The following is a 17,641-nucleotide window of genomic DNA, read 5'->3' on the forward strand; positions in this document are numbered from 1 at the left end:
CCATGCACCTTGCGTTGGCGTTGTCACTGCTGTCGCTGGCGGTCTGGCTGGTGCTGATCTTTGCCCGTGCCGGCTTCTGGCGCGTGCGCAAGCCGGCTGCCGCACCGGATCCCGCGGCCTGGCCGGAAGTGGTCGCGGTCATCCCCGCCCGCAACGAGGCCGAGGTGATCGCCCGCGCCGTGGCCGGCGTGCTGGGCCAGCGCTACCCGGGCCGGCTGGCGCTGGTGGTGGTGGACGACCACAGCCAGGACGGCACTGCCGATATCGCCCGCGCCGCCGCCGCGGCCACCGCGCGCCCGCGGGGGCTGACCGTGATCGGCGCCCGCGAGCTGCCGGCCGGCTGGAGCGGCAAGGTCTGGGCCCAATCCGAAGGGCTGGCCGCGGCCGACCGCATCGCCCCGCAGGCCCGCTACGTCTGGCTGACCGATGCCGATATCTGGCACGGCCCCGGCGTGTTGGCCGCGCTGGTGGCGCGCGCCGAGCATGAACGGCGCGACCTGGTCTCGCTGATGGTCCGGCTGCGCTGCGAATCCGCCTGGGAACGGCTGGTGGTGCCGGCCTTTGTCTTCTTCTTCGCCAAGCTCTACCCCTTCGCCCGCGTGCGCGATGCCCGCAGCCGCGTGGCTGCCGCGGCCGGGGGCTGCATGCTGGCCAGCCGCGCGGCGCTGGCGCGCATTGGCGGCTTTGCCGCCATCCGCGGCGAGCTGATCGACGACTGCAGCCTGGCCGCGCGCATCAAGCCCGGCGGCGCCATCCGGCTGGACCTGGCCGACGACAGCGTGTCGTTGCGGCGCTACAACGACTGGCGCAGCCTGTGGGACATGATCGCGCGCAGCGCCTACACCCAGCTGCGCTATTCGCCGCTGCTGCTGGCCGGCGCGGTGGCGGGCATGGTGCTGACCTACCTGGTGCCGCCGGTGCTGGCGATCGGCTGGCGGCTGTGGCCGGCATGGCTGGCCTGGGGCGCGATGACCCTGGCCTACCTGCCGATGCTGCGCGAATACCGGCAGCCGGCGTGGCTGGCGCCGCTGTTGCCGGTCACGGCGCTGTTCTACCTGGGGGCAACCATCGACTCGGCACGGCGCTACTGGCTGCGGCGCGGCGGGCAGTGGAAGGGCCGGGCGCAGGCGCCGGTGCGGTCCTGAGCGCCCCTGCCGCCCTCAGCCGAGATACCCCTGAGCCCGGAACCACGCCAGCGCGTCCCGCAAGCCCTCCTGGTATGGCCGCGGCTGATAGCCCAGCACCTGGCGCGCCTTGTCTGATGTAAAGAACATCCGGTACCGGGACATATTGAGTCCATCTACAGTGATGAACGGCTCCTTGCCGGTAAAGCGCGCCGCCGCCTCCGCCCCGTACGCCAGCGGGTACAGCGGCCAGCGCGGCAGCTGCACGGTCGGCGGGCGCCGGCCGCACAGCTGCGCGATGTCGCGCAGCATCTGCTGCAGCATCACGTCCTGGCCGCCCAGGATGTAGCGCTCGCCGGCCTGGCCGCGTTCCAGCGCCAGCAAATGCCCTTCGGCCACGTCGTCCACATGCGCCAGGTTCAGGCCGGTATCGACAAAGGCGGGGATCTTGCCCGTGGCCGCCTCGACGATGATGCGCCCGGTCGGGGTGGGCCGCACGTCGCGCGGGCCGATCGGGGTGGACGGGTTGACGATGACCGCCGGCAGGCCGCGCTCGGCCACCAGCTTTTCGACCACGCGCTCGGCCAGCACCTTGCTGCGCTTGTAGGCGCCGATGGCCTCGTGCGGGCGCAGCGCCGCGGTCTCGTCCACCGGCGCCCGCGCGCCGGCCACGCGCAGCGTCGCCACGCTGCTGGTATAGACCACCCGCTCGACGCCGGCCTGCTGCGCTGCCTCCATCACGGCCAGGGTGCCGTCGACGTTGGTGCGCACGATGTCCTCGGGGTCCGGCGCCCACAGCCGGTAGTCGGCGGCCACATGGAACAGGTAGCGCACGCCCTGCAGTGCGGCGGCAACGGCGCCGGCGTCGCGCATGTCGCCCTCCGCCACGCTCACCGGCAGCCCGGCCAGGTTGGTGCGCGGGCTTTGCGGGCGCACCAGCACGCGCACCCGGAAGCCGCGTGCCAGCGCCCTGCGCGCCACCGCCGAGCCGAGAAAGCCCGAGGCGCCTGTCACCAGCACGTCATCGTTTATCGTCATAAACCCGTTTTCCCGTGAGGCGGAGTCGCCCTGGCCAGCCTCGCGCTGGCCAAAGCGACTCCAGACAAAGCCGGCGTGTCGGGTATATAGTAACCACCGTGCGACGGAAATGTGATCTGCGGTGGATCTCCGGTGGATGCCGGTGCATTTCCCGTCCCGCCATCCCAAACACTGACACCCGTTGCAAAGGGTCGGGGGGCTTACTCTATGCAGGTGATTCTTGCTCAGCCCCGGGGCTTCTGCGCCGGCGTGGTGCGCGCGATCGAGATTGTCGACCGCGCCCTCGTCAAGCATGGCGCCCCGGTGTTCGTGCGACATGAGATCGTGCACAACAAGCACGTCGTAGAGGGACTGAAGGACAAGGGGGCGCGCTTCGTCGAAGAACTGGACGAAGTCCCGACCGGCGCCGTGACGATCTTCAGCGCGCACGGGGTCTCGCGCGAGGTCATCGCCGATGCCAGCCAGCGCCAGCTGCATGCCATCGACGCCACCTGCCCGCTGGTGATCAAGGTCCATACCCAGGGCCGCCAGTACGCGGCCAGCGGCCGCACCGTGATCCTGATCGGCCATGCCGGCCACCCGGAGGTGGAAGGCACCATGGGCCAGATCCCGGGCAAGGTGATCCTGGTGCAGAACGAGGCCGAGGTCGCGCAGCTCGACCTGCCCGCCGACACCCCGGTCGCCTATGTCACGCAGACCACGCTGAGCGTGGACGACACCCGCAATATCATCGCCGCGCTCGGGCGCCGCTTCAGCAACCTGGTCGGTCCCGATACGCGCGACATCTGCTACGCCACGCAGAACCGCCAGAGCGCGGTGCGCGACCTGTGCAAGCTGGCCGACGTGATCCTGGTGATCGGCGCGACCAACAGCTCCAACTCCAACCGCCTGCGCGAGATCGGCACTGAAAGCGGCGTGCCCAGCTACCTGATCGCCGAAGGCAGCGAACTGGACCCCGCCTGGGTGCGCAACGCCAACGTGGTGGGCATCACCGCCGGCGCCTCCGCCCCCGAGGAAATGGTCGAGGACGTGATCAACGCACTGCGCCGGCTGGGCCCGGTGGATGTCACCACCATGGCCGGGCGCGAGGAACATGCCGAGTTCCGGCTGCCGGCCGAGCTGGCCGACGTGAAGCCGAGATCGGCCCCGCGCAAGGCCGGCAAGGAAACCGCCGCACTCGCGGCCGCACCTGCCACCGCCAACGAGAATATCGCCGGCTGAACCCAACCAGAGGAAGCTGCCTTGGCTATTCCGCTACTGCAGGTCGCCCGCGTGGGCGCCTACATCGTCGGCAAGCATCTGTCGCGACAGAAACGCTATCCGCTTGCCCTGATGCTGGAACCGCTGTTCCGCTGCAACCTGGCGTGCTCAGGCTGCGGCAAGATCGATTATCCGGACCCCATCCTGAACCAGCGCCTGTCGGTGCAGGAATGCCTGGAGGCGGTGGATGAATGCGGTGCCCCGGTGGTTTCCATCGCCGGCGGCGAGCCGCTGCTGCACAAGGACATGCCGCAGATCGTGCAAGGCATCATCGCGCGGCGCAAGTTTGTCTACCTGTGCACCAATGCGCTGCTGATGGAAAAGAAGCTGGACCAGTACCAGCCCAGCCCGTATTTCGTCTGGTCGGTGCACCTGGACGGCGACCGCGAGATGCATGACCGCTCGGTCTGCCAGGAAGGCGTGTACGACCGCTGCGTCGAGGCGATCCGGCTGGCCAAGGAACGGGGTTTCCGCGTCAATATCAACTGCACACTGTTCAACGATGCCCAGCCCGAGCGCGTGGCGAAGTTCTTCGACTCGGTCAAGGCGCTGGGCGTGGACGGCATCACCGTGTCGCCGGGCTATGCCTATGAGCGCGCGCCGGACCAGCAGCACTTCCTGAACCGCGGCAAGACCCGCCAGCTGTTCCGCGACATCCTCAGCCGCGGCCGCGCCGGCAAGAACTGGGCCTTCAGCCAGTCGACGCTGTTCCTGGACTTCCTGGCCGGCAACCAGACCTACCACTGCACCCCGTGGGGCAACCCGGCGCGCACCGTATTCGGCTGGCAGCGTCCGTGCTACCTGGTGGGCGAAGGCTATGCCGCCACCTTCCGCGAGCTGATGGAAGAGACCGACTGGGACGCCTACGGCACCGGCAACTATGAGAAGTGCGCCGACTGCATGGTCCACAGCGGCTATGAGGCCACCGCCGTGGCGGACACCTTTGCCCATCCGCTCAAGGCGCTGGGCGTGAGCCTGCGCGGCGTGCGCACCAGCGGGCCGATGGCGCCCGATATTGCGCTGGACCAGCAGCGGCCGGCCGACTACGTGTTCTCGCGCCACGTCGAGATCAAGCTCGAGGAAATCCAGCGCGCGAAGCCGCCCGCCAACCGGCCGCGGCCGGCCGAGGCCAACGCCGCGGCCACGCACTGACGGCACTGCCGATGGCCGCGGAACTTGCCGCCACCCTCCCGGGCGCTGCGCTGACCTGCGTGTCGGCGGGCTATGCGCTGGCCGCCGCCTGGCTGTCGCGCCGCGCGCCTGCGGCAGGCGGCGGCACGGCAACGACACCGGTCAGCGTGCTCAAGCCGCTGTGCGGCGCCGAGCCCCGGCTGTACGAGAACCTGGCCACGCTGTGCCGGCAGCGGCATCCGTCGTTCCAGCTGGTATTCGGCGTACGTGCCGCGGACGATCCCGCCATCGCCGTGGTCGAACGGCTGCGCCGCGACTTCCCGGCGTGCGACATCGCGCTGGTGGTCGATCCGCAAGTGCACGGCACCAACCTGAAAGTCAGCAACCTGATCAACCTGTTCGCGCAGGCCAGGCACGACTTGCTGGTGATCGCCGACAGCGATATCGCCGTGCCGCCCGACTACCTGGCGCGCGTGACCGCGCCGCTGGCCGATCGCGGCGTGGGCGTGGTCACCTGCCTCTACGGCGGCAATCCGACTGGCGGGCTGTGGTCGCGCATCGGCGCGCAGTTCATCAACGACTGGTTCGCGCCGTCGGTGCGCATCGCCCACGCGGGCGGCTCGCAACGCTTTGCCTTTGGCGCGACGATTGCGCTGCGGCGCGATGCGCTGGAAGCCAGCGGCGGCTTCGCAGCCTTGTCCGACCGGCTGGCCGATGACTACTGGCTGGGCGAGCTGACGCGGCAGCAAGGCTTGCGCACGGTGCTGTCGGAGGTGGTGGTCACGACCGACGTCACCGAGGACCATTTCACCGACCTGTGGCGGCATGAGCTGCGCTGGCTGCGCACGATCCGCTCGCTGAATCCGCCGGGTTTTGCCTTTACCTTCATCACGTTCACCTGGCCGATGCTGGCGCTGGGTGTACTGCTGGCACCGCTGCCGCTGGTGATTGCGGTGGCGGCCGTCGGCGCACTGGCGCGCAGCGTGCTGGCAGGCAGCATCGCCGCCGCACTGCGCGCACCGTTGCGCGATGCGCTGCTGCTGGCCGGCTGGGCATTTGCGCTGGCAGGCAAGCGCGTGCAGTGGCGCGAGCAGGTGCTGTCGGTGCGGGATGCCCTGCACACCAGTCCTGCGCTGACCCCGAACCAACCCTCATCCACCGGCATCCATCCCCAGAGGCCGCTATGAAAAAAACCCTGTTCCTCCAGGCCCCTTCCTTCGACGGCTTCGACGGCGGCGCGGGCTCGCGCTACCAGGCCAAGCGCGAGATCAAGTCGTTCTGGTACCCGACCTGGCTGGCGCAGCCCGCCGCGCTGGTGCCGGGCAGCCGCGTGCTGGACGCACCGGCCGACGGCCTGACCGCGCAGCAGACGCTGGATATTGCCGCGGACTATGAACTGGTCATCATCCACACCAGCACGCCCTCGTTCCCCACCGACGCCAAGTTCGCCGAGGAACTGAAGAAGCGCAAGCCGGATGTGATGATCGGCATGGTCGGCGCCAAGCCCGCGGTCGATCCGGGCGGCACGCTGGGCGCCAGCGAGGCCATCGACTTCGTCTGCCGCGAAGAGTTCGACTACACCTGCCAGGACGTGGCCGCGGGCAAGCCGCTCAAGGACATCCTGGGCCTCTCCTACCGGTTGCCGGATGGCTCGCTCGAACACAACGGGCAGCGCCCGATGATCGAGAACATGGACGAGCTGCCCTTCGTGGCGCCGGTCTACCGGCGCGACCTGAAGATCGACAACTACTTCATCGGCTACCTGAAGCACCCCTATGTGTCGATCTACACCGGACGCGGCTGCCGTTCGCGCTGCACCTTCTGCCTGTGGCCGCAGACCGTGGGCGGGCACCGCTACCGCACGCGCTCGGCCGAAAGCGTGATCGCCGAGGTCAAATGGATCAAGGAGAACATGCCCGAGGTGAAGGAGATCATGTTCGACGACGACACCTTCACCGACTTCAAGCCGCGCGTGGAAGAGATCGCGCGCGGGCTGGGCCAGCTGGGCGTGACGTGGTCATGCAATGCCAAGGCCAACGTGCCGTACAGCACGCTCAAGATCATGAAGGAGAACGGCCTGCGCCTGCTGCTGGTGGGCTATGAGTCCGGCGACGACCAGATCCTGCTGAACATCAAGAAGGGCCTGCGCACCGACATTGCGCGCCGCTTCACCGAGGACTGCCGCAAGCTGGGCATCCAGATCCACGGCACCTTTATCCTGGGCCTGCCGGGCGAAACGCGCGAGACCATCGAGAAGACCATCGAGTACGCCAAGGAGATCAACCCGCACACCATCCAGGTGTCGCTGGCCGCGCCCTACCCCGGCACCACGCTGTACCGCCAGGCGGTGGAGAACGGCTGGCTCGAGGAGAACAAGGTCATCAACCTGGTCAACGACCAGGGCGTGCAGCTGGCCGCGATCAGCTATCCGCACCTGTCCAAGGAAGACATCTACCACGGCGTGGAGACCTTCTATAAGCGCTTCTACTTCCGCCCCGGCAAGATCTGGGAAATCGTGCGCGAGATGCTGGGCAGCTGGGACATGATGAAGCGGCGCCTGCGTGAAGGCGTGGAGTTCTTCCGCTTCCTGCGGTCGCATGAGGCCTGATCCTGGCCCACGCGCTTTCCTGTGCCTCGCAACGCGCGCTGATCGTCACCGCCGACGACTTCGGGCTGCACCCCGCCGTCAATGAGGCGGTGGAGCTGGCCCACCGCAATGGCGTGCTCAACGCCGCCAGCCTGATGGTGGGCGCGCCCGCCGTGGCGGACGCGGTCGAGCGCGCGCGCCGGCTGCCATCGTTGCGCGTGGGGCTGCACGTGGTGCTGGCCGACGGCCCGGCCACGCTGCCGCGCGCGCAGATCCCCGACCTGGTCGACGCCGAAGGCCGCTTCGGCTCCGCCATGGCCCTGGACGGCTGCCGCTTCTTCTTCCTGCCGCGGGTGCGCCGCCAGCTGGCGGCGGAGATCCGCGCGCAGTTCGAAGCGTTTGCCGCCACCGACCTGCCGCTGGACCACGTCAACACGCACAAGCATTTCCACCTGCACCCGACGGTGCTGTCGCTGATCCTGTCGATCGGCCGCGACTACGGCCTGCGCGCGATGCGCCTGCCGCGCGAGCATGGCGCACCGTTGCTGCTGCGCCCCTGGCTGGCGCTGCTGCGCCGGCGCCTGGACCGCGCCGGCATCGCGCACAATGACTACGTGGTCGGCATCGCGCGCAGCGGGCAGATGGACGAGGCAGCCCTGCTGCAGGCGCTGGCGCAGTTGCCCGCGGGCGTGGGCGAGATCTACCTGCACCCGGCCGTGGTCTCTGGCGAGGCCATCACCGCATCGATGCGCGGCTACCGCCATGCCGATGAACTGGCCGCGCTGCTGTCGCCGCGCGTGCGCGCCGCGCTGGAGCGCGCGGCCAACCGGCGCGGCGGCTTTGCCGACGTGCTGGTGCCCTGATTTTTCAAGATGAAACGCATTGTTTACCTGACCGGCCTGATCGGCCTGCTGGCGCTCACCGCGCTGGTGATCCACCAGGGCGCCAGCGATATCGCCGCCATCGTGGCGCAGGGCGGCTGGCTGCTGCTGTTGCTGGTGCCCCTGCACGCACTGCCGCTGCTGCTCGACGCGCAAGGCTGGCGCGTCCTGCTGACCTCGGCCGACCCCGAGGAGAAGGCGGGGTTGGGCTTCCTGTGGTGGGTCGCCACGGTGCGCGAAGCGGTCAACCGCCTGCTGCCAACGGTGGGGGTCGGCGGTGAACTGGTCGGCATCCGCCTGACGCGGCTGCGCATCCGCGACACCACCGCCGTCACCGCCAGCATCGTGGTCGAAGTGATGCTGACGCTGTTCTCGCAGTACCTGTTCTCGGCCATGGGGGTGCTGCTGCTGGTGGCCGCGCTGCAGGACAGCGGCGGGGCCTGGGTCATCCTGGCCGGGCTGCTGCTGTCATTGCCGGTGCCGGTGCTGTTCGCGCTGTCGCTGCGGCACACCGCCGTGTTCGAAAAACTGGAAAGCGCGGCGCGCAAGCTGTTTGGCGAAGATCACCGCATTGTCGCGATGATCGACGGTGCGCGGCTCGATGCCCATATCCGCGCGCTCAACCGGCGCCGGCGCGAGCTGCTGGCGGCACTGGGCTGGCAGCTGGCGGGGCTCGTCAGCGGCACGCTGGAAATCTGGCTGGCGCTGATGCTGCTGGGCCATCCGGTGCCGGTCTGGCAGGCGCTGGCGATCGAATCGCTGACGCAGGCCGCGCGCCACGTAGCCTTCTTCGTGCCAGCCGGACTGGGCGTGCAGGAAGCCGTGGTGATGATGCTGGGGCAGGTGCTGGGGATAGACGCGCAGGTCTCGCTGGCGCTGGCGCTGGTCAAGCGCGCGCGCGAGATCCTGTTCGGCGTGCCCGCGCTGCTGTCATGGCAGTGGGTGGAGTTGCGCCACTGGCGGCGCAACCGGGACACCGGTCACGCCGCGCCATGATGGCGTGCGGCGCCCAGGCGTCAGATCAGGCGTCAGAGGCCTGGCGCGCGTTGTGGGTGGTCAGGTACTTCACCAGCCCGTCGACCCCGCTGCGCGCGACGATATCCGCAAACTGCTTGCGGTACACCTCGATCAGCCACGCGCCCATCATATTGATGTCGTAGATCTTCCAGCCGTTGGCTGTGCGCTGCAGCCGGTAGTCGATCTGCATCTCGTCGGCATTATTGATCACGCGCGTCTGCACCACCACATCGGTGGCGCCGCTGCCGGACTTGACCGGCTGGTAGCGGAACTTGACGTTCTGCTCGCGCAGCTGCGCCAGCGACACCGCATAGCTGCGCACCAGCAGCATCTGGAACTGCTCATGGAGCTGTTGCTGCTGCTCCGGCGTGGCGGTGCGCCAGGCACCGCCCGCCGCCAGCCGCGTGGTGCGCTGGAAATCCGTGTAAGGCAGGAACTGCTTCTGCACGACCGCGGTAATCTTGCCGAGGTCGCCGGCACGGGTGTCGGGATTGGACTGGATGGTGCCGATCACGCCCTCCACCGCGGCCTGCACCAGCCGCTCGGGGCTGGCGCGCAGGTCGCCGGGCTGGACTGCCTGGGCGTGCGCTACGGAAACCATGGCCACCGCTGCAAGCGGCGCCAGGGGAAGCAAAGCGTGAATCGTCATGGATGTGAAAACCAGGAAGGACCGTGAAGCGGCGCCGCCGCTGCATCGCCGGCGCCGAGGCTGACAGTTTATAGCGGATCGGCCTGAATCGCGGATGCCCGGGCCGCGCATGCCGCATGCGCCACGCTGCCAGCCGATATACTCGCGGTTCGTGCTCCTTCCGGATCCGCCCATGCTGACTTCGCTGCTGACACGCATTGTCCGGCTTGCCACCGCCTGGCCGTGGCGCGTCATCATCCTGGCGGCATTGCTGACCGCCGTCAGCGGCGTCTACGTGGCCCGCAACTTTGCGATCAACACCGACATCGGCCGCCTGCTGGAATCCGACGCCCCCTGGGCGGTGCGCGACGCGGCCATCGGCGACGCCTTTCCCCAGCGCAACCAGTTGATCCTGGCGGTGGTGCAGGCGCCCGCCACAGAGCTGGCCGACGCCGCCGCCGACGCGCTGGCCGAGGCGCTGCGCCGCCAGCCGGCACGCTTCACTGCGGTCAGCCAGCCTGGCGGCGGCCCGTTCTTCGCACGCAACGGATTGCTGTTCGCCAGCACGGATGAAGTGCGCCAGCTCACGCAGCAGCTTGTGCAGGCGCGTCCGCTGGTCAACGCGCTCGCACATGACCCGACACTGCGCGGCCTGTCCGATCTCCTCACCACCACGCTGACGCTGCCGCTGCAGATGGGGCAGGTAAAGCTGGGCGACATGGCCAGGCTGCTGGGCAGCAGTGCCCAGACACTGGACCAGGTGCTGGCCGGCAAGCCCGCCGCGCTGTCCTGGGCAGGGCTGCTCGACGACAGCCTCAAGCCCGGGCCCGATGGCCAGGTCTACAGCTACATCGCGCTCAGCCCGGTGCTGGACTACAGCGACCTGCAGGCCGGGGCCGCCGCCTCGCGCGCGATCCGGCAGGCAGCGGCCGACCTGCAGCTGGCGCAGCGCTACCAGGCCACGGTGCGCCTGACCGGCCCGCAGGCGCTGGCCGACGATGAATTCGCCTCGGTCAGCGACGGCGCCGTGCTCAACGGCGTGCTGACGGTGCTGGTGGTGGTCCTGATCCTGTGGCTGGCCTTGCGCTCGGCGCGGCTGATCGTGGCGGTGCTGGCCAGCCTGTTTGCCGGGCTGCTGATCACCGCCGCGCTGGGGCTGGCCATGGTTGGCGCGCTGAACATGATCTCGGTGGCGTTTGCGGTGCTGTTCGTCGGGCTGGGCGTGGACTTCGGCATCCAGTTCGGCGTGCGCTACCGCGCCGAGCGCCATGACCGCGACCATATCGTCGAAGCGCTGGGGCTGTCCGCGCGCGGCGTGGGCGCGCCGCTGGCCCTGGCCGCCGCGGCCACGGCGGCGGCATTCTTCTGCTTCCTGCCCACCGACTACCGCGGTGTGGCCGAGCTGGGGCTGATCGCGGGCGTGGGCATGATGGTGGCGTTCGCCACCACCTTCACGCTACTGCCGGCGCTGATCTGCGTGCTCAAGCCCGGCGGCGAGCCCGAGGCGCCGGGCTTCGCGTGGCTGGCGCCCGCGGACCGGTTCTTCGACCGCTATCGCAAGCCGGTGCTGCTGGTCACCCTGCTCGCGATCCTGGCAGGCGCGCCGCTGCTGCCGCACCTGCGCTTTGACTTCGACCCGCTGCACCTGAAGGACCCCAGGTCCGAATCGATGGCCACGCTGCTGGCGCTCAGGGACGCGCCGCAGGCCGGCACCGACGATGTCAGCGTGCTGGCGCCTTCGCTGCCGGCTGCGCGCGATCTCGCCGGCAAGCTCGCGGCGCTGCCCGAGGTGGCGCGCGCGGTCACGCTGCAGACCTTTATCCCCGACGACCAGCCGCCCAGGCTGCAGGCCATCGGCCAAGCTTCGGCCGCGCTGATGCCGGCGCTGACGCAGCCCGCCGCCACGCCCGCCACCGACAGCGCGCGCGTCAATGCGCTGCGCAATGCCGCGCGGCAGCTGGCCATCGCCGCCGACGAGCATCCCGGTCCGGGCGCGGCCGAAGCCGCGCACCTGTCCGCCGCGCTAAAGAAGCTGGCCACCGCCGACGCCGCCACGCGCGACCGAGCCGAGCGCGCCATCGCCGTGCCGCTGCAGCTGGCGCTGGCACGGCTGAAGCTGGCGCTGGGCCCGCAGCCCGTCAGCCAGCAAACGCTGCCGCCCGAACTGGTGCGCGACTGGATCACGCCGGACGGGCGCGCGCTGGTCAACGTCAGCCCGAAGCTGCCGCCGCCCGCCAGCGCGCAACGCGAAGCCGCGCTGGACCGCTTCATCACCGCGGTGCAGCGCGTGGAGCCGACCGCCACCGGCGGGCCGATCGCGATCCGCGGATCGGCCGATACCATCATGGCCGCCTTTACCCAGGCAGGCGTGTGGGCGGTGGTGTCGATCACCATCCTGCTGTGGATCACGCTGCGCCGCTTCGGCGACGTGCTGCGCACGCTGATACCGCTGCTGGTTTCGGCCATCGTCACGCTGGAGTTGTGCGTGCTGTTCGGCATTGCGCTGAACTTTGCCAACGTGATCGCGCTGCCGCTGCTGCTGGGTGTCGGCGTCGCGTTCAAGATCTACTACGTGATTGCCTGGCGGCACGGCAAGACCCAGCTGCTGCAGTCCAGCCTGACGCACGCCGTGCTGTACAGCGCGGCCACCACCGCCACCGCTTTCGGCAGCCTGTGGCTGTCGCAGCATCCCGGCACCGCCAGCATGGGCAAGCTGCTGGCGCTGGCGCTGGCGTGCACGCTGGTCGGCGCGGTGTTCTTCCAGCCGATCCTGATGGGCCGCCCGCGCGAAGGCGCCCATCACAAACATGACAAAGCCGCCCGGTCATGATCACAAACCCGACGCGGCCGACCCCGATCCCCTTCGTACGATGCCTTTACGCCAGCACGCTACATCCGTTGCCACCACCGCCATTGCCGCCGCGCTGCTCGCCGGCTGCGCCACCGGCCCGCAAGCCAATCCCGACGATCCGCTCGAGCCGATGAACCGCGCGGTCTTCACCGTCAACGACAAGCTCGACCAGTACGTGGCCGTGCCGGTGGCCAAGGGCTACAAGGCGGTCACGCCGGAGCCGGTGCGCACCGCGGTCACCAATTTCTATTCGAATATCGCGGACATCGGCAACTTTGCCAACAACCTGCTGCAAGGCAAGGGCGTTGAGGCCGCGGAGAGCTTCATGCGGGTCGCGATCAATTCCGTGCTGGGTATCGGCGGACTGATCGACATCGCCACGCCCGCCGGGCTGCAGAAGCATTCACAGGATTTCGGCCTGACGCTGGGCACGTGGGGCGTGCCGTCGGGACCCTACCTGGTGCTGCCGCTGTTCGGCCCCAGCTCATTCCGCGACGGCGTGGGCCTGTATGTGAATTTCTGGTTCGACCCGACCACTTATGCCGAGCCGGCGGTGCGCAATTCGCTGTTCGGGATGAATGTGGTGGACGTGCGCACCAACCTGCTGGGCGCCACCGACCTGCTGAAGCTCGCGGCACTGGACAAGTACACCTTTGTGCGCGATGCCTACCTGCAGCGGCGCCGCTACCTGCTGGGAGAGAACACGTCGCTGCCGGACTACGACGAAGACGACGACAGCGGCGCGGCCGCCGCGCCCGCCGCGGACGCGCCGGCGGGCACGCCTGCGCCCGCGCAGCCGCAGGCGCCGCGCTGATGCGGCCTTAGCCGCCGATCCCCAGCAGCACCACCTCGAAGGTCAGGGTGGCGTTCGGCGGGATCGTGCCCGGCACGCCGCGCGCGCCGTAGGCCGTGCCCGGCGGGCAGGTCAGCTTGGCCTTGCCGCCCACCTGCATCGCCTGCACCCCTTCGGTCCAGCATGGGATCACGCGGTTGAGCGGGAACGAGATCGGCTGGCCGCGCTTGTACGAGCTGTCAAACTCGGTGCCGTCGGCCAGCGTGCCGCGGTAGTGGACCTGCACCGCGTCGGTGGCCTTGGGCGAGGCGCCATTGCCCTTGATCAGGTGCTGGATGGTCATGCCCGACGCCAGCGTCTGCGGCGCCGCCGCGGGCGCGGCCGGGGCCGAGGCAGCCGGGGCGGCTGCGGATGCGGCGCAGGCGAAGGTCAGGGTGCCGAGGAAAAGCGCAAGTGTTTTCATGGGAAGCCTGGTCGTGAGGTCGTGATTGGGGATGCGGCAGTTTAACCGACACATGGCAACCATATGGCGGCAGCGGCATATAGCGCACGACGCACCCCGGCCATGCGCCTTGCGGTGGGCATGGTGCGGCGCACCCCGCCGCACCCGTTACACGGGGCGTTTTGCCGTCTACGATGGTTCGTGACAGCCCCGCTACCGCGGGCGCACGGAGATTGCCATGGCACTGACGGATTCACGGGACCTCGCGGTCTCGACCCAGAACGCCCGTTCGGTCGAGCAGTATGAGACGGCCCTGCAACTGCTGAACGGCTATTACGGCGATCCGCTCGCCGCCATCGACACGGCGCTGGCCGCCGACCCCGACTTCGCCATGGGCCACGCGCTGCGCGCCGCGCTGATGGTCACCTCTGGCGATGGCACGGCCGAGCCCATGCTGCGCCAGAGCGTCGAAGCCGGCGAAGCCCTGTACGGCCGCGCCAACGACCGCGAGCGCCGACATATCGCCGCGGCACGCGCCTGGCTGGACGGCGAGTTCGAGCGCTCGGTCCGGCTCTACGGCGATATCGTGATCGACTATCCACGCGACCTGCTGGCGATCCAGACCGCGCATCTCGAAGACTTCCTGCTGGGGCAGTCATCGATGCTGCGCGACCGCGTGGCGCAGGCGCTGCCGCACTGGGATGCCGGCATGCCGGGCTACGGCTACCTGCTCGGCATGCATGCCTTCGGCCTGGAGGAAACCCAGCTCTACGGCCGCGCCGAGGAAAGCGGCCGGCGCGCGCTGGAGCTCAATCCGCGCGACCCGTGGGCCGTGCACGCGGTGGCGCACGTGATGGAGATGCAGGGCCGGCTGGCCGACGGCATCGCCTGGCTGGACGGGCGCCGCGACGACTGGTCCGACGACAATATGCTGGCCGTGCACAACTGGTGGCACCTGGCATTGCTCCAGCTGGAAGAGGGCAGGACCGACGAGGTGCTGGCGCTGTACGACCGCTATATCAAGCGCCCCGCGCCGGCGATCGCGCTGGACCTGGTGGATGCCTCCGCGCTGCTGTGGCGGCTGCACCTGCGCGGCGTGGACGTGGGCGGGCGCTGGCAGCCGGTGGCGGACGACTGGCTGGGCCGCGGCGCGGCCGGCTACTACGCCTTCAACGATGTCCATGCCGTGATGGCCAGCCTGGGCGCGCACCGGCCCGCCGCCGCCGACCAGGTCCGTGCCGCGCTGGAGCGCGCCGCCCTTGGCAACGGCACCAACGCGATGATGTCGCGCGATGTGGGGCTGCCGGTGGCCGATGCCCTGATCGCGTTCGACCAGGGCGATTACACCACCGCCATCGACCTGCTGATGCCGGTGCGCCTGATCGCCCACCGCTTCGGCGGCAGCCATGCGCAGCGCGACTTCATCAGCCTGACCCTGCTCGAGGCGGCGCTGCGCGGCGGCCGCAGCAACCTGGCGATCGCGCTCACGGCCGAACGCGCCGCGCTCAAGCCCATGAGCCCTAGCCTGCACCGGCTGGTGCAGCGCGCCGACTCGTGCCGCGCATAAGTCTCCCTGCCACGGCCTGGATCGGCGCCTATACTGCACCTGTCCTGACCGGAGACCCCCCATGCCCAGCATCCGCGCCTTGTTCCGCCCCGCCCTCTTTGCTGCCAGCGCCGCGCTGGCGCTGGCCGCCGTGCCGGCTATTGCCCATCACGGCTGGTCCACCTACGACGAGACCAGGCCGCTGACGCTGACCGGCAAGATCGTCGAAAGCCACTACGAGAACCCCCACGCGCATATCCGCATTGACGCCGGCGGCAAGCACTGGCTGGCTGTGCTGGCGCCTGTGTCGCGGATGGCGGCGCGCGGCGCCACCGCCGACAAGGTCGCTGTGGGGCGCGAGGTCACGCTGGTCGGCTACGCCAGCAAGGACAAGGCCGACGAGCTGCGCGCCGAGCGCATCACCGTGGACGGCAAGACCGTCGAGTTGCGCTGAGCCGGTGCGCGCCGCATGTCGGTGCTGTTCGCGCAATGGACGGAATGGGCCGGCGCGCTGGCACGGCTGCCGTTCTCGATCGCCCTGCGCAGTTCGGCCTGGGCCTATCCCGCAGTGGAGATCGTCCACCTGGCTGGCATGGCCCTGCTGTTCGGCTCCATCTTCGTGGTCGACATGCGCCTGGCCGGACTCGGCCGGCGGCTGCCGGTGAGCCTGCTGTTGCGCCATGCGCTGCCCTTCACCGCCGGCGCCTTCGTCGCGGTCGCGGGCAGCGGCGTGCTGCTGTTCCTGGCCCATGCCGATGAGCTGGCCGCCAATCCCGCGTTCCTGGCCAAGCTGTGCCTGATCGCGCTGGCCCTGGCCAATGTGCTGTGGTTCCACCTCGGGCCATATCGCAGCCTGCATGCCGGGCAACGGGGCTGGGACAGCGGCGTCGCGCCGCCAGCCGGCGCGCGGGTCAGCGCCATTGTCTCGATGGTGACGTGGTCGCTGGTGATCTGTGCCGGGCGCCTGATTGCCTATGTCTGATTGCCCCGGCCTCACAGCGGCGCCGGAGACAGCATCCCCAGCATCGCCACCAGGGCCATCACCAGCGCTGCGGCGCAGGCCTCCAGCAGCAGGCTGCGCCGCAGCGCCAGCGTCGCCACCCGATGCTCCCCGGCCTGCACCGCCAACGCCAGCCGCGGGCTCAGGCGGAAGCGGTTCGCGGCAGCCAGGCCAAGCATCGCCACGAACAGCGCGAGCTTGGCGGCCAGCAGCCCGCCATAGGACATCGGCGCAAAATCCGGCAGCGCCGGGCCCACGATGAACCAGTAGTTGAGCACGCCGGTCAGCAGCAGCGTGGCAACAATGATGGTGCCGACGCGGGCGAACCCGTTCGAGGTGCGGCTCAGCAGCGCCACGGCCGCCTGGTCCGATGGCGGCCGCGCCAGCGACAGCAGCAAGAACGCGGCCAACGCGCCAACCCAGGCGCCGGCGGCCAGCAGGTGTGCCACGTCGGCGCTCTGGTGGACATAGCGCATGGCGCCTTCATGCATCGCGCCGTGGCCGCCCCAGGCCAGCGTCGCCAGCGCAATCCCGCCGAACCCGGCCAGCACCGCGAAGCGCGCGCCCGGCCGCCTGCGCCAGGACACGCTGGCCAGCACGCAGAGCAGCAAGGCCACCAGGCGCACCGACCAGGCCACGCCGAAATCCGTTCCCGTGACGATCATCGCGAAGACGTGGCCCTGCAATGCAGCGTAGTCGGACACCCCCGTCATCGCCCGGGCCATCACGACGAGGGCGCCCAGCGAGAGCACGATGCCCGCTACGGCACAGCCCAGCGCAAGCGCCTGGCATCGCATGGCAAAGCGTGAGGCCCGTTCACCCCGATGCAGCGCATAGGTGCAGAACAGCGGCAGCCCGAACAGCAAGGCCAGGTCGACATAGAGCGCCAGGCGCAGCCCGGCGGCCACCCAGTCCGGTTGCGGCAATCACTTCACCGTGAAGGCGATATTGCCGTTGACGGGATGGGTATCGGACGACACCGCCCGCCAGTCCACCCGATAGCTGCCGGCCGGCAGCGGCTGCGCCGGCGTGATCACCATGGCCTTGGGGTCGTCGCTGCCGGAGACTTTCGCGGCCATTTTCATCGGCGCATGACTGGCCATGCCCGGCATGCCGGTCATCACCAGGCTGGCACCGGAAAACTGGGTGACCAGGGTCTCGGAGAACTGCAGTTCGATCTTCTGCGGCGCCGCCACCTCGGCCTTGTCCGCCGGCGTGGACGACACCAGCTTCGGGTGCGCGAAGGCGATGCTGCTGGCCAGCGCGGCGGTTGCGGCAAGCAGGGTCTGGATCAGGGGGCGATTGGCATGCATGGTTGTCTCCGCTTGGGGATGATGAAGTTG

General features: G+C 69.5%; 17 protein-coding genes. 12 read left to right on the plus strand and 5 right to left on the minus strand.

What is annotated here, in order from left to right; translation table 11 throughout:
• The first annotated feature begins 2 nt into the window (after window positions 1-2).
• A complete protein-coding gene (locus ACW4E8_RS00965) occupies window positions 3-1,145 on the plus strand; it encodes a glycosyltransferase (RefSeq protein WP_456802803.1) in 1,143 nt (380 codons plus the stop codon).
• 15 nt (window positions 1,146-1,160) lie between these two features.
• Here the strand turns inward: ACW4E8_RS00965 and hpnA are convergent, their stop codons facing one another.
• Window positions 1,161-2,162 (minus strand): hopanoid-associated sugar epimerase, encoded by a 1,002-nt coding sequence (hpnA, locus tag ACW4E8_RS00970; RefSeq protein ID WP_456802804.1) that lies wholly within the window; start codon window positions 2,160-2,162, stop codon window positions 1,161-1,163.
• 207 nt (window positions 2,163-2,369) lie between these two features.
• Between hpnA and ispH the strand changes: the two genes are divergently transcribed.
• The 6 genes from ispH to ACW4E8_RS01000 are packed head-to-tail and all read left to right on the plus strand — an operon-like array spanning window position 2,370 to window position 9,017.
• Window positions 2,370-3,383, plus strand: a complete 1,014-nt coding sequence (gene ispH / locus ACW4E8_RS00975) for a 4-hydroxy-3-methylbut-2-enyl diphosphate reductase (RefSeq protein ID WP_456802805.1) — start codon at window positions 2,370-2,372, stop codon at window positions 3,381-3,383.
• Window positions 3,384-3,404: 21 nt separating this feature from the next.
• On the plus strand, window positions 3,405-4,574 hold the full coding sequence (gene hpnH / locus ACW4E8_RS00980; protein WP_456802806.1) for an adenosyl-hopene transferase HpnH: 1,170 nt from the start codon (window positions 3,405-3,407) through the stop codon (window positions 4,572-4,574).
• Between the two features lie 11 nt (window positions 4,575-4,585).
• Window positions 4,586-5,740: a bacteriohopanetetrol glucosamine biosynthesis glycosyltransferase HpnI gene (gene hpnI / locus ACW4E8_RS00985; RefSeq protein ID WP_456802807.1), complete on the plus strand. Its 1,155-nt coding sequence runs from the start codon at window positions 4,586-4,588 to the stop codon at window positions 5,738-5,740.
• Window positions 5,737-7,161 (plus strand): hopanoid biosynthesis associated radical SAM protein HpnJ, encoded by a 1,425-nt coding sequence (gene hpnJ / locus ACW4E8_RS00990; protein ID WP_456802808.1) that lies wholly within the window; start codon window positions 5,737-5,739, stop codon window positions 7,159-7,161. Before hpnI ends, hpnJ begins: the two co-directional genes overlap by 4 nt.
• 38 nt (window positions 7,162-7,199) lie before the next feature.
• On the plus strand, window positions 7,200-8,003 hold the full coding sequence (gene hpnK / locus ACW4E8_RS00995) for a hopanoid biosynthesis-associated protein HpnK (RefSeq protein ID WP_456803019.1): 804 nt from the start codon (window positions 7,200-7,202) through the stop codon (window positions 8,001-8,003).
• A 9-nt stretch (window positions 8,004-8,012) separates the two neighbouring features.
• A complete protein-coding gene (locus tag ACW4E8_RS01000; RefSeq protein ID WP_456802809.1) occupies window positions 8,013-9,017 on the plus strand; it encodes a lysylphosphatidylglycerol synthase domain-containing protein in 1,005 nt (334 codons plus the stop codon).
• A gap of 25 nt (window positions 9,018-9,042) precedes the next feature.
• Here ACW4E8_RS01000 and ACW4E8_RS01005 read toward each other — a convergent pair whose 3' ends face one another.
• On the minus strand, window positions 9,043-9,687 hold the full coding sequence (locus tag ACW4E8_RS01005) for an MlaC/ttg2D family ABC transporter substrate-binding protein (protein WP_456802810.1): 645 nt from the start codon (window positions 9,685-9,687) through the stop codon (window positions 9,043-9,045).
• Between the two features lie 172 nt (window positions 9,688-9,859).
• On the opposite strand from ACW4E8_RS01005, the gene hpnN reads away from it, so the two are divergent.
• Entirely contained in the window at window positions 9,860-12,496 is a 2,637-nt protein-coding gene (gene hpnN / locus ACW4E8_RS01010; protein ID WP_456802811.1) for a hopanoid transporter HpnN, read from the plus strand.
• Between the two features lie 40 nt (window positions 12,497-12,536).
• The gene (locus ACW4E8_RS01015; protein ID WP_456802812.1) at window positions 12,537-13,331 is read left to right on the plus strand and encodes an MlaA family lipoprotein; all 795 of its coding nucleotides are present in this window, start codon (window positions 12,537-12,539) and stop codon (window positions 13,329-13,331) included.
• A 7-nt stretch (window positions 13,332-13,338) separates the two neighbouring features.
• On the opposite strand, the gene ACW4E8_RS01020 is transcribed toward ACW4E8_RS01015, so the two are convergent.
• Entirely contained in the window at window positions 13,339-13,773 is a 435-nt protein-coding gene (locus ACW4E8_RS01020; RefSeq protein WP_456802813.1) for an FKBP-type peptidyl-prolyl cis-trans isomerase, read from the minus strand.
• 217 nt (window positions 13,774-13,990) lie between these two features.
• Here ACW4E8_RS01020 and ACW4E8_RS01025 point away from each other — a divergent pair, with 217 nt between their 5' ends.
• The 3 genes from ACW4E8_RS01025 to ACW4E8_RS01035 all read left to right on the plus strand — a co-directional run bounded on the left by ACW4E8_RS01025 (window position 13,991) and on the right by ACW4E8_RS01035 (window position 16,280).
• A complete protein-coding gene (locus ACW4E8_RS01025; protein WP_456802814.1) occupies window positions 13,991-15,319 on the plus strand; it encodes a tetratricopeptide repeat protein in 1,329 nt (442 codons plus the stop codon).
• Between the two features lie 61 nt (window positions 15,320-15,380).
• Complete coding sequence (locus ACW4E8_RS01030; RefSeq protein ID WP_456802815.1) at window positions 15,381-15,752, plus strand: DUF6152 family protein; 372 nt, start codon at window positions 15,381-15,383, stop codon at window positions 15,750-15,752.
• 15 nt (window positions 15,753-15,767) lie between these two features.
• Window positions 15,768-16,280: a DUF6644 family protein gene (locus ACW4E8_RS01035; RefSeq protein ID WP_456802816.1), complete on the plus strand. Its 513-nt coding sequence runs from the start codon at window positions 15,768-15,770 to the stop codon at window positions 16,278-16,280.
• Window positions 16,281-16,291: 11 nt separating this feature from the next.
• Here the strand turns inward: ACW4E8_RS01035 and copD are convergent, their stop codons facing one another.
• Together copD and copC are read right to left on the minus strand one after the other, a co-directional pair.
• A complete protein-coding gene (gene copD, locus ACW4E8_RS01040) occupies window positions 16,292-17,224 on the minus strand; it encodes a copper homeostasis membrane protein CopD (RefSeq protein ID WP_456802817.1) in 933 nt (310 codons plus the stop codon).
• On the minus strand, window positions 17,225-17,611 hold the full coding sequence (copC, locus tag ACW4E8_RS01045) for a copper homeostasis periplasmic binding protein CopC (protein WP_456802818.1): 387 nt from the start codon (window positions 17,609-17,611) through the stop codon (window positions 17,225-17,227). It lies immediately after the preceding gene.
• Between the last annotated feature and the right edge of the window lie 30 nt (window positions 17,612-17,641).

It is taken from the genome of Cupriavidus sp. CP313 (assembly GCF_054072015.1).

What these genes read in the sequence shown, in the direction of transcription:
- ACW4E8_RS00965 (WP_456802803.1), top strand. Translation starts at nt 3, where the DNA reads ATGCACCTTGCGTTGGCGTTGTCACTGCTGTCGCTGGCGGTCTGGCTG.
- ACW4E8_RS01005 (WP_456802810.1), bottom strand. Translation starts at nt 9,687, where the DNA reads ATGACGATTCACGCTTTGCTTCCCCTGGCGCCGCTTGCAGCGGTGGCC.
- ACW4E8_RS01025 (WP_456802814.1), top strand. Translation starts at nt 13,991, where the DNA reads ATGGCACTGACGGATTCACGGGACCTCGCGGTCTCGACCCAGAACGCC.
- ACW4E8_RS01000 (WP_456802809.1), top strand. Translation starts at nt 8,013, where the DNA reads ATGAAACGCATTGTTTACCTGACCGGCCTGATCGGCCTGCTGGCGCTC.
- hpnA (WP_456802804.1), bottom strand. Translation starts at nt 2,162, where the DNA reads ATGACGATAAACGATGACGTGCTGGTGACAGGCGCCTCGGGCTTTCTC.
- ispH (WP_456802805.1), top strand. Translation starts at nt 2,370, where the DNA reads ATGCAGGTGATTCTTGCTCAGCCCCGGGGCTTCTGCGCCGGCGTGGTG.
- ACW4E8_RS01020 (WP_456802813.1), bottom strand. Translation starts at nt 13,773, where the DNA reads ATGAAAACACTTGCGCTTTTCCTCGGCACCCTGACCTTCGCCTGCGCC.
- ACW4E8_RS01035 (WP_456802816.1), top strand. Translation starts at nt 15,768, where the DNA reads ATGTCGGTGCTGTTCGCGCAATGGACGGAATGGGCCGGCGCGCTGGCA.
- copC (WP_456802818.1), bottom strand. Translation starts at nt 17,611, where the DNA reads ATGCATGCCAATCGCCCCCTGATCCAGACCCTGCTTGCCGCAACCGCC.
- hpnJ (WP_456802808.1), top strand. Translation starts at nt 5,737, where the DNA reads ATGAAAAAAACCCTGTTCCTCCAGGCCCCTTCCTTCGACGGCTTCGAC.
- hpnI (WP_456802807.1), top strand. Translation starts at nt 4,586, where the DNA reads ATGGCCGCGGAACTTGCCGCCACCCTCCCGGGCGCTGCGCTGACCTGC.
- ACW4E8_RS01030 (WP_456802815.1), top strand. Translation starts at nt 15,381, where the DNA reads ATGCCCAGCATCCGCGCCTTGTTCCGCCCCGCCCTCTTTGCTGCCAGC.
- hpnN (WP_456802811.1), top strand. Translation starts at nt 9,860, where the DNA reads ATGCTGACTTCGCTGCTGACACGCATTGTCCGGCTTGCCACCGCCTGG.
- ACW4E8_RS01015 (WP_456802812.1), top strand. Translation starts at nt 12,537, where the DNA reads ATGCCTTTACGCCAGCACGCTACATCCGTTGCCACCACCGCCATTGCC.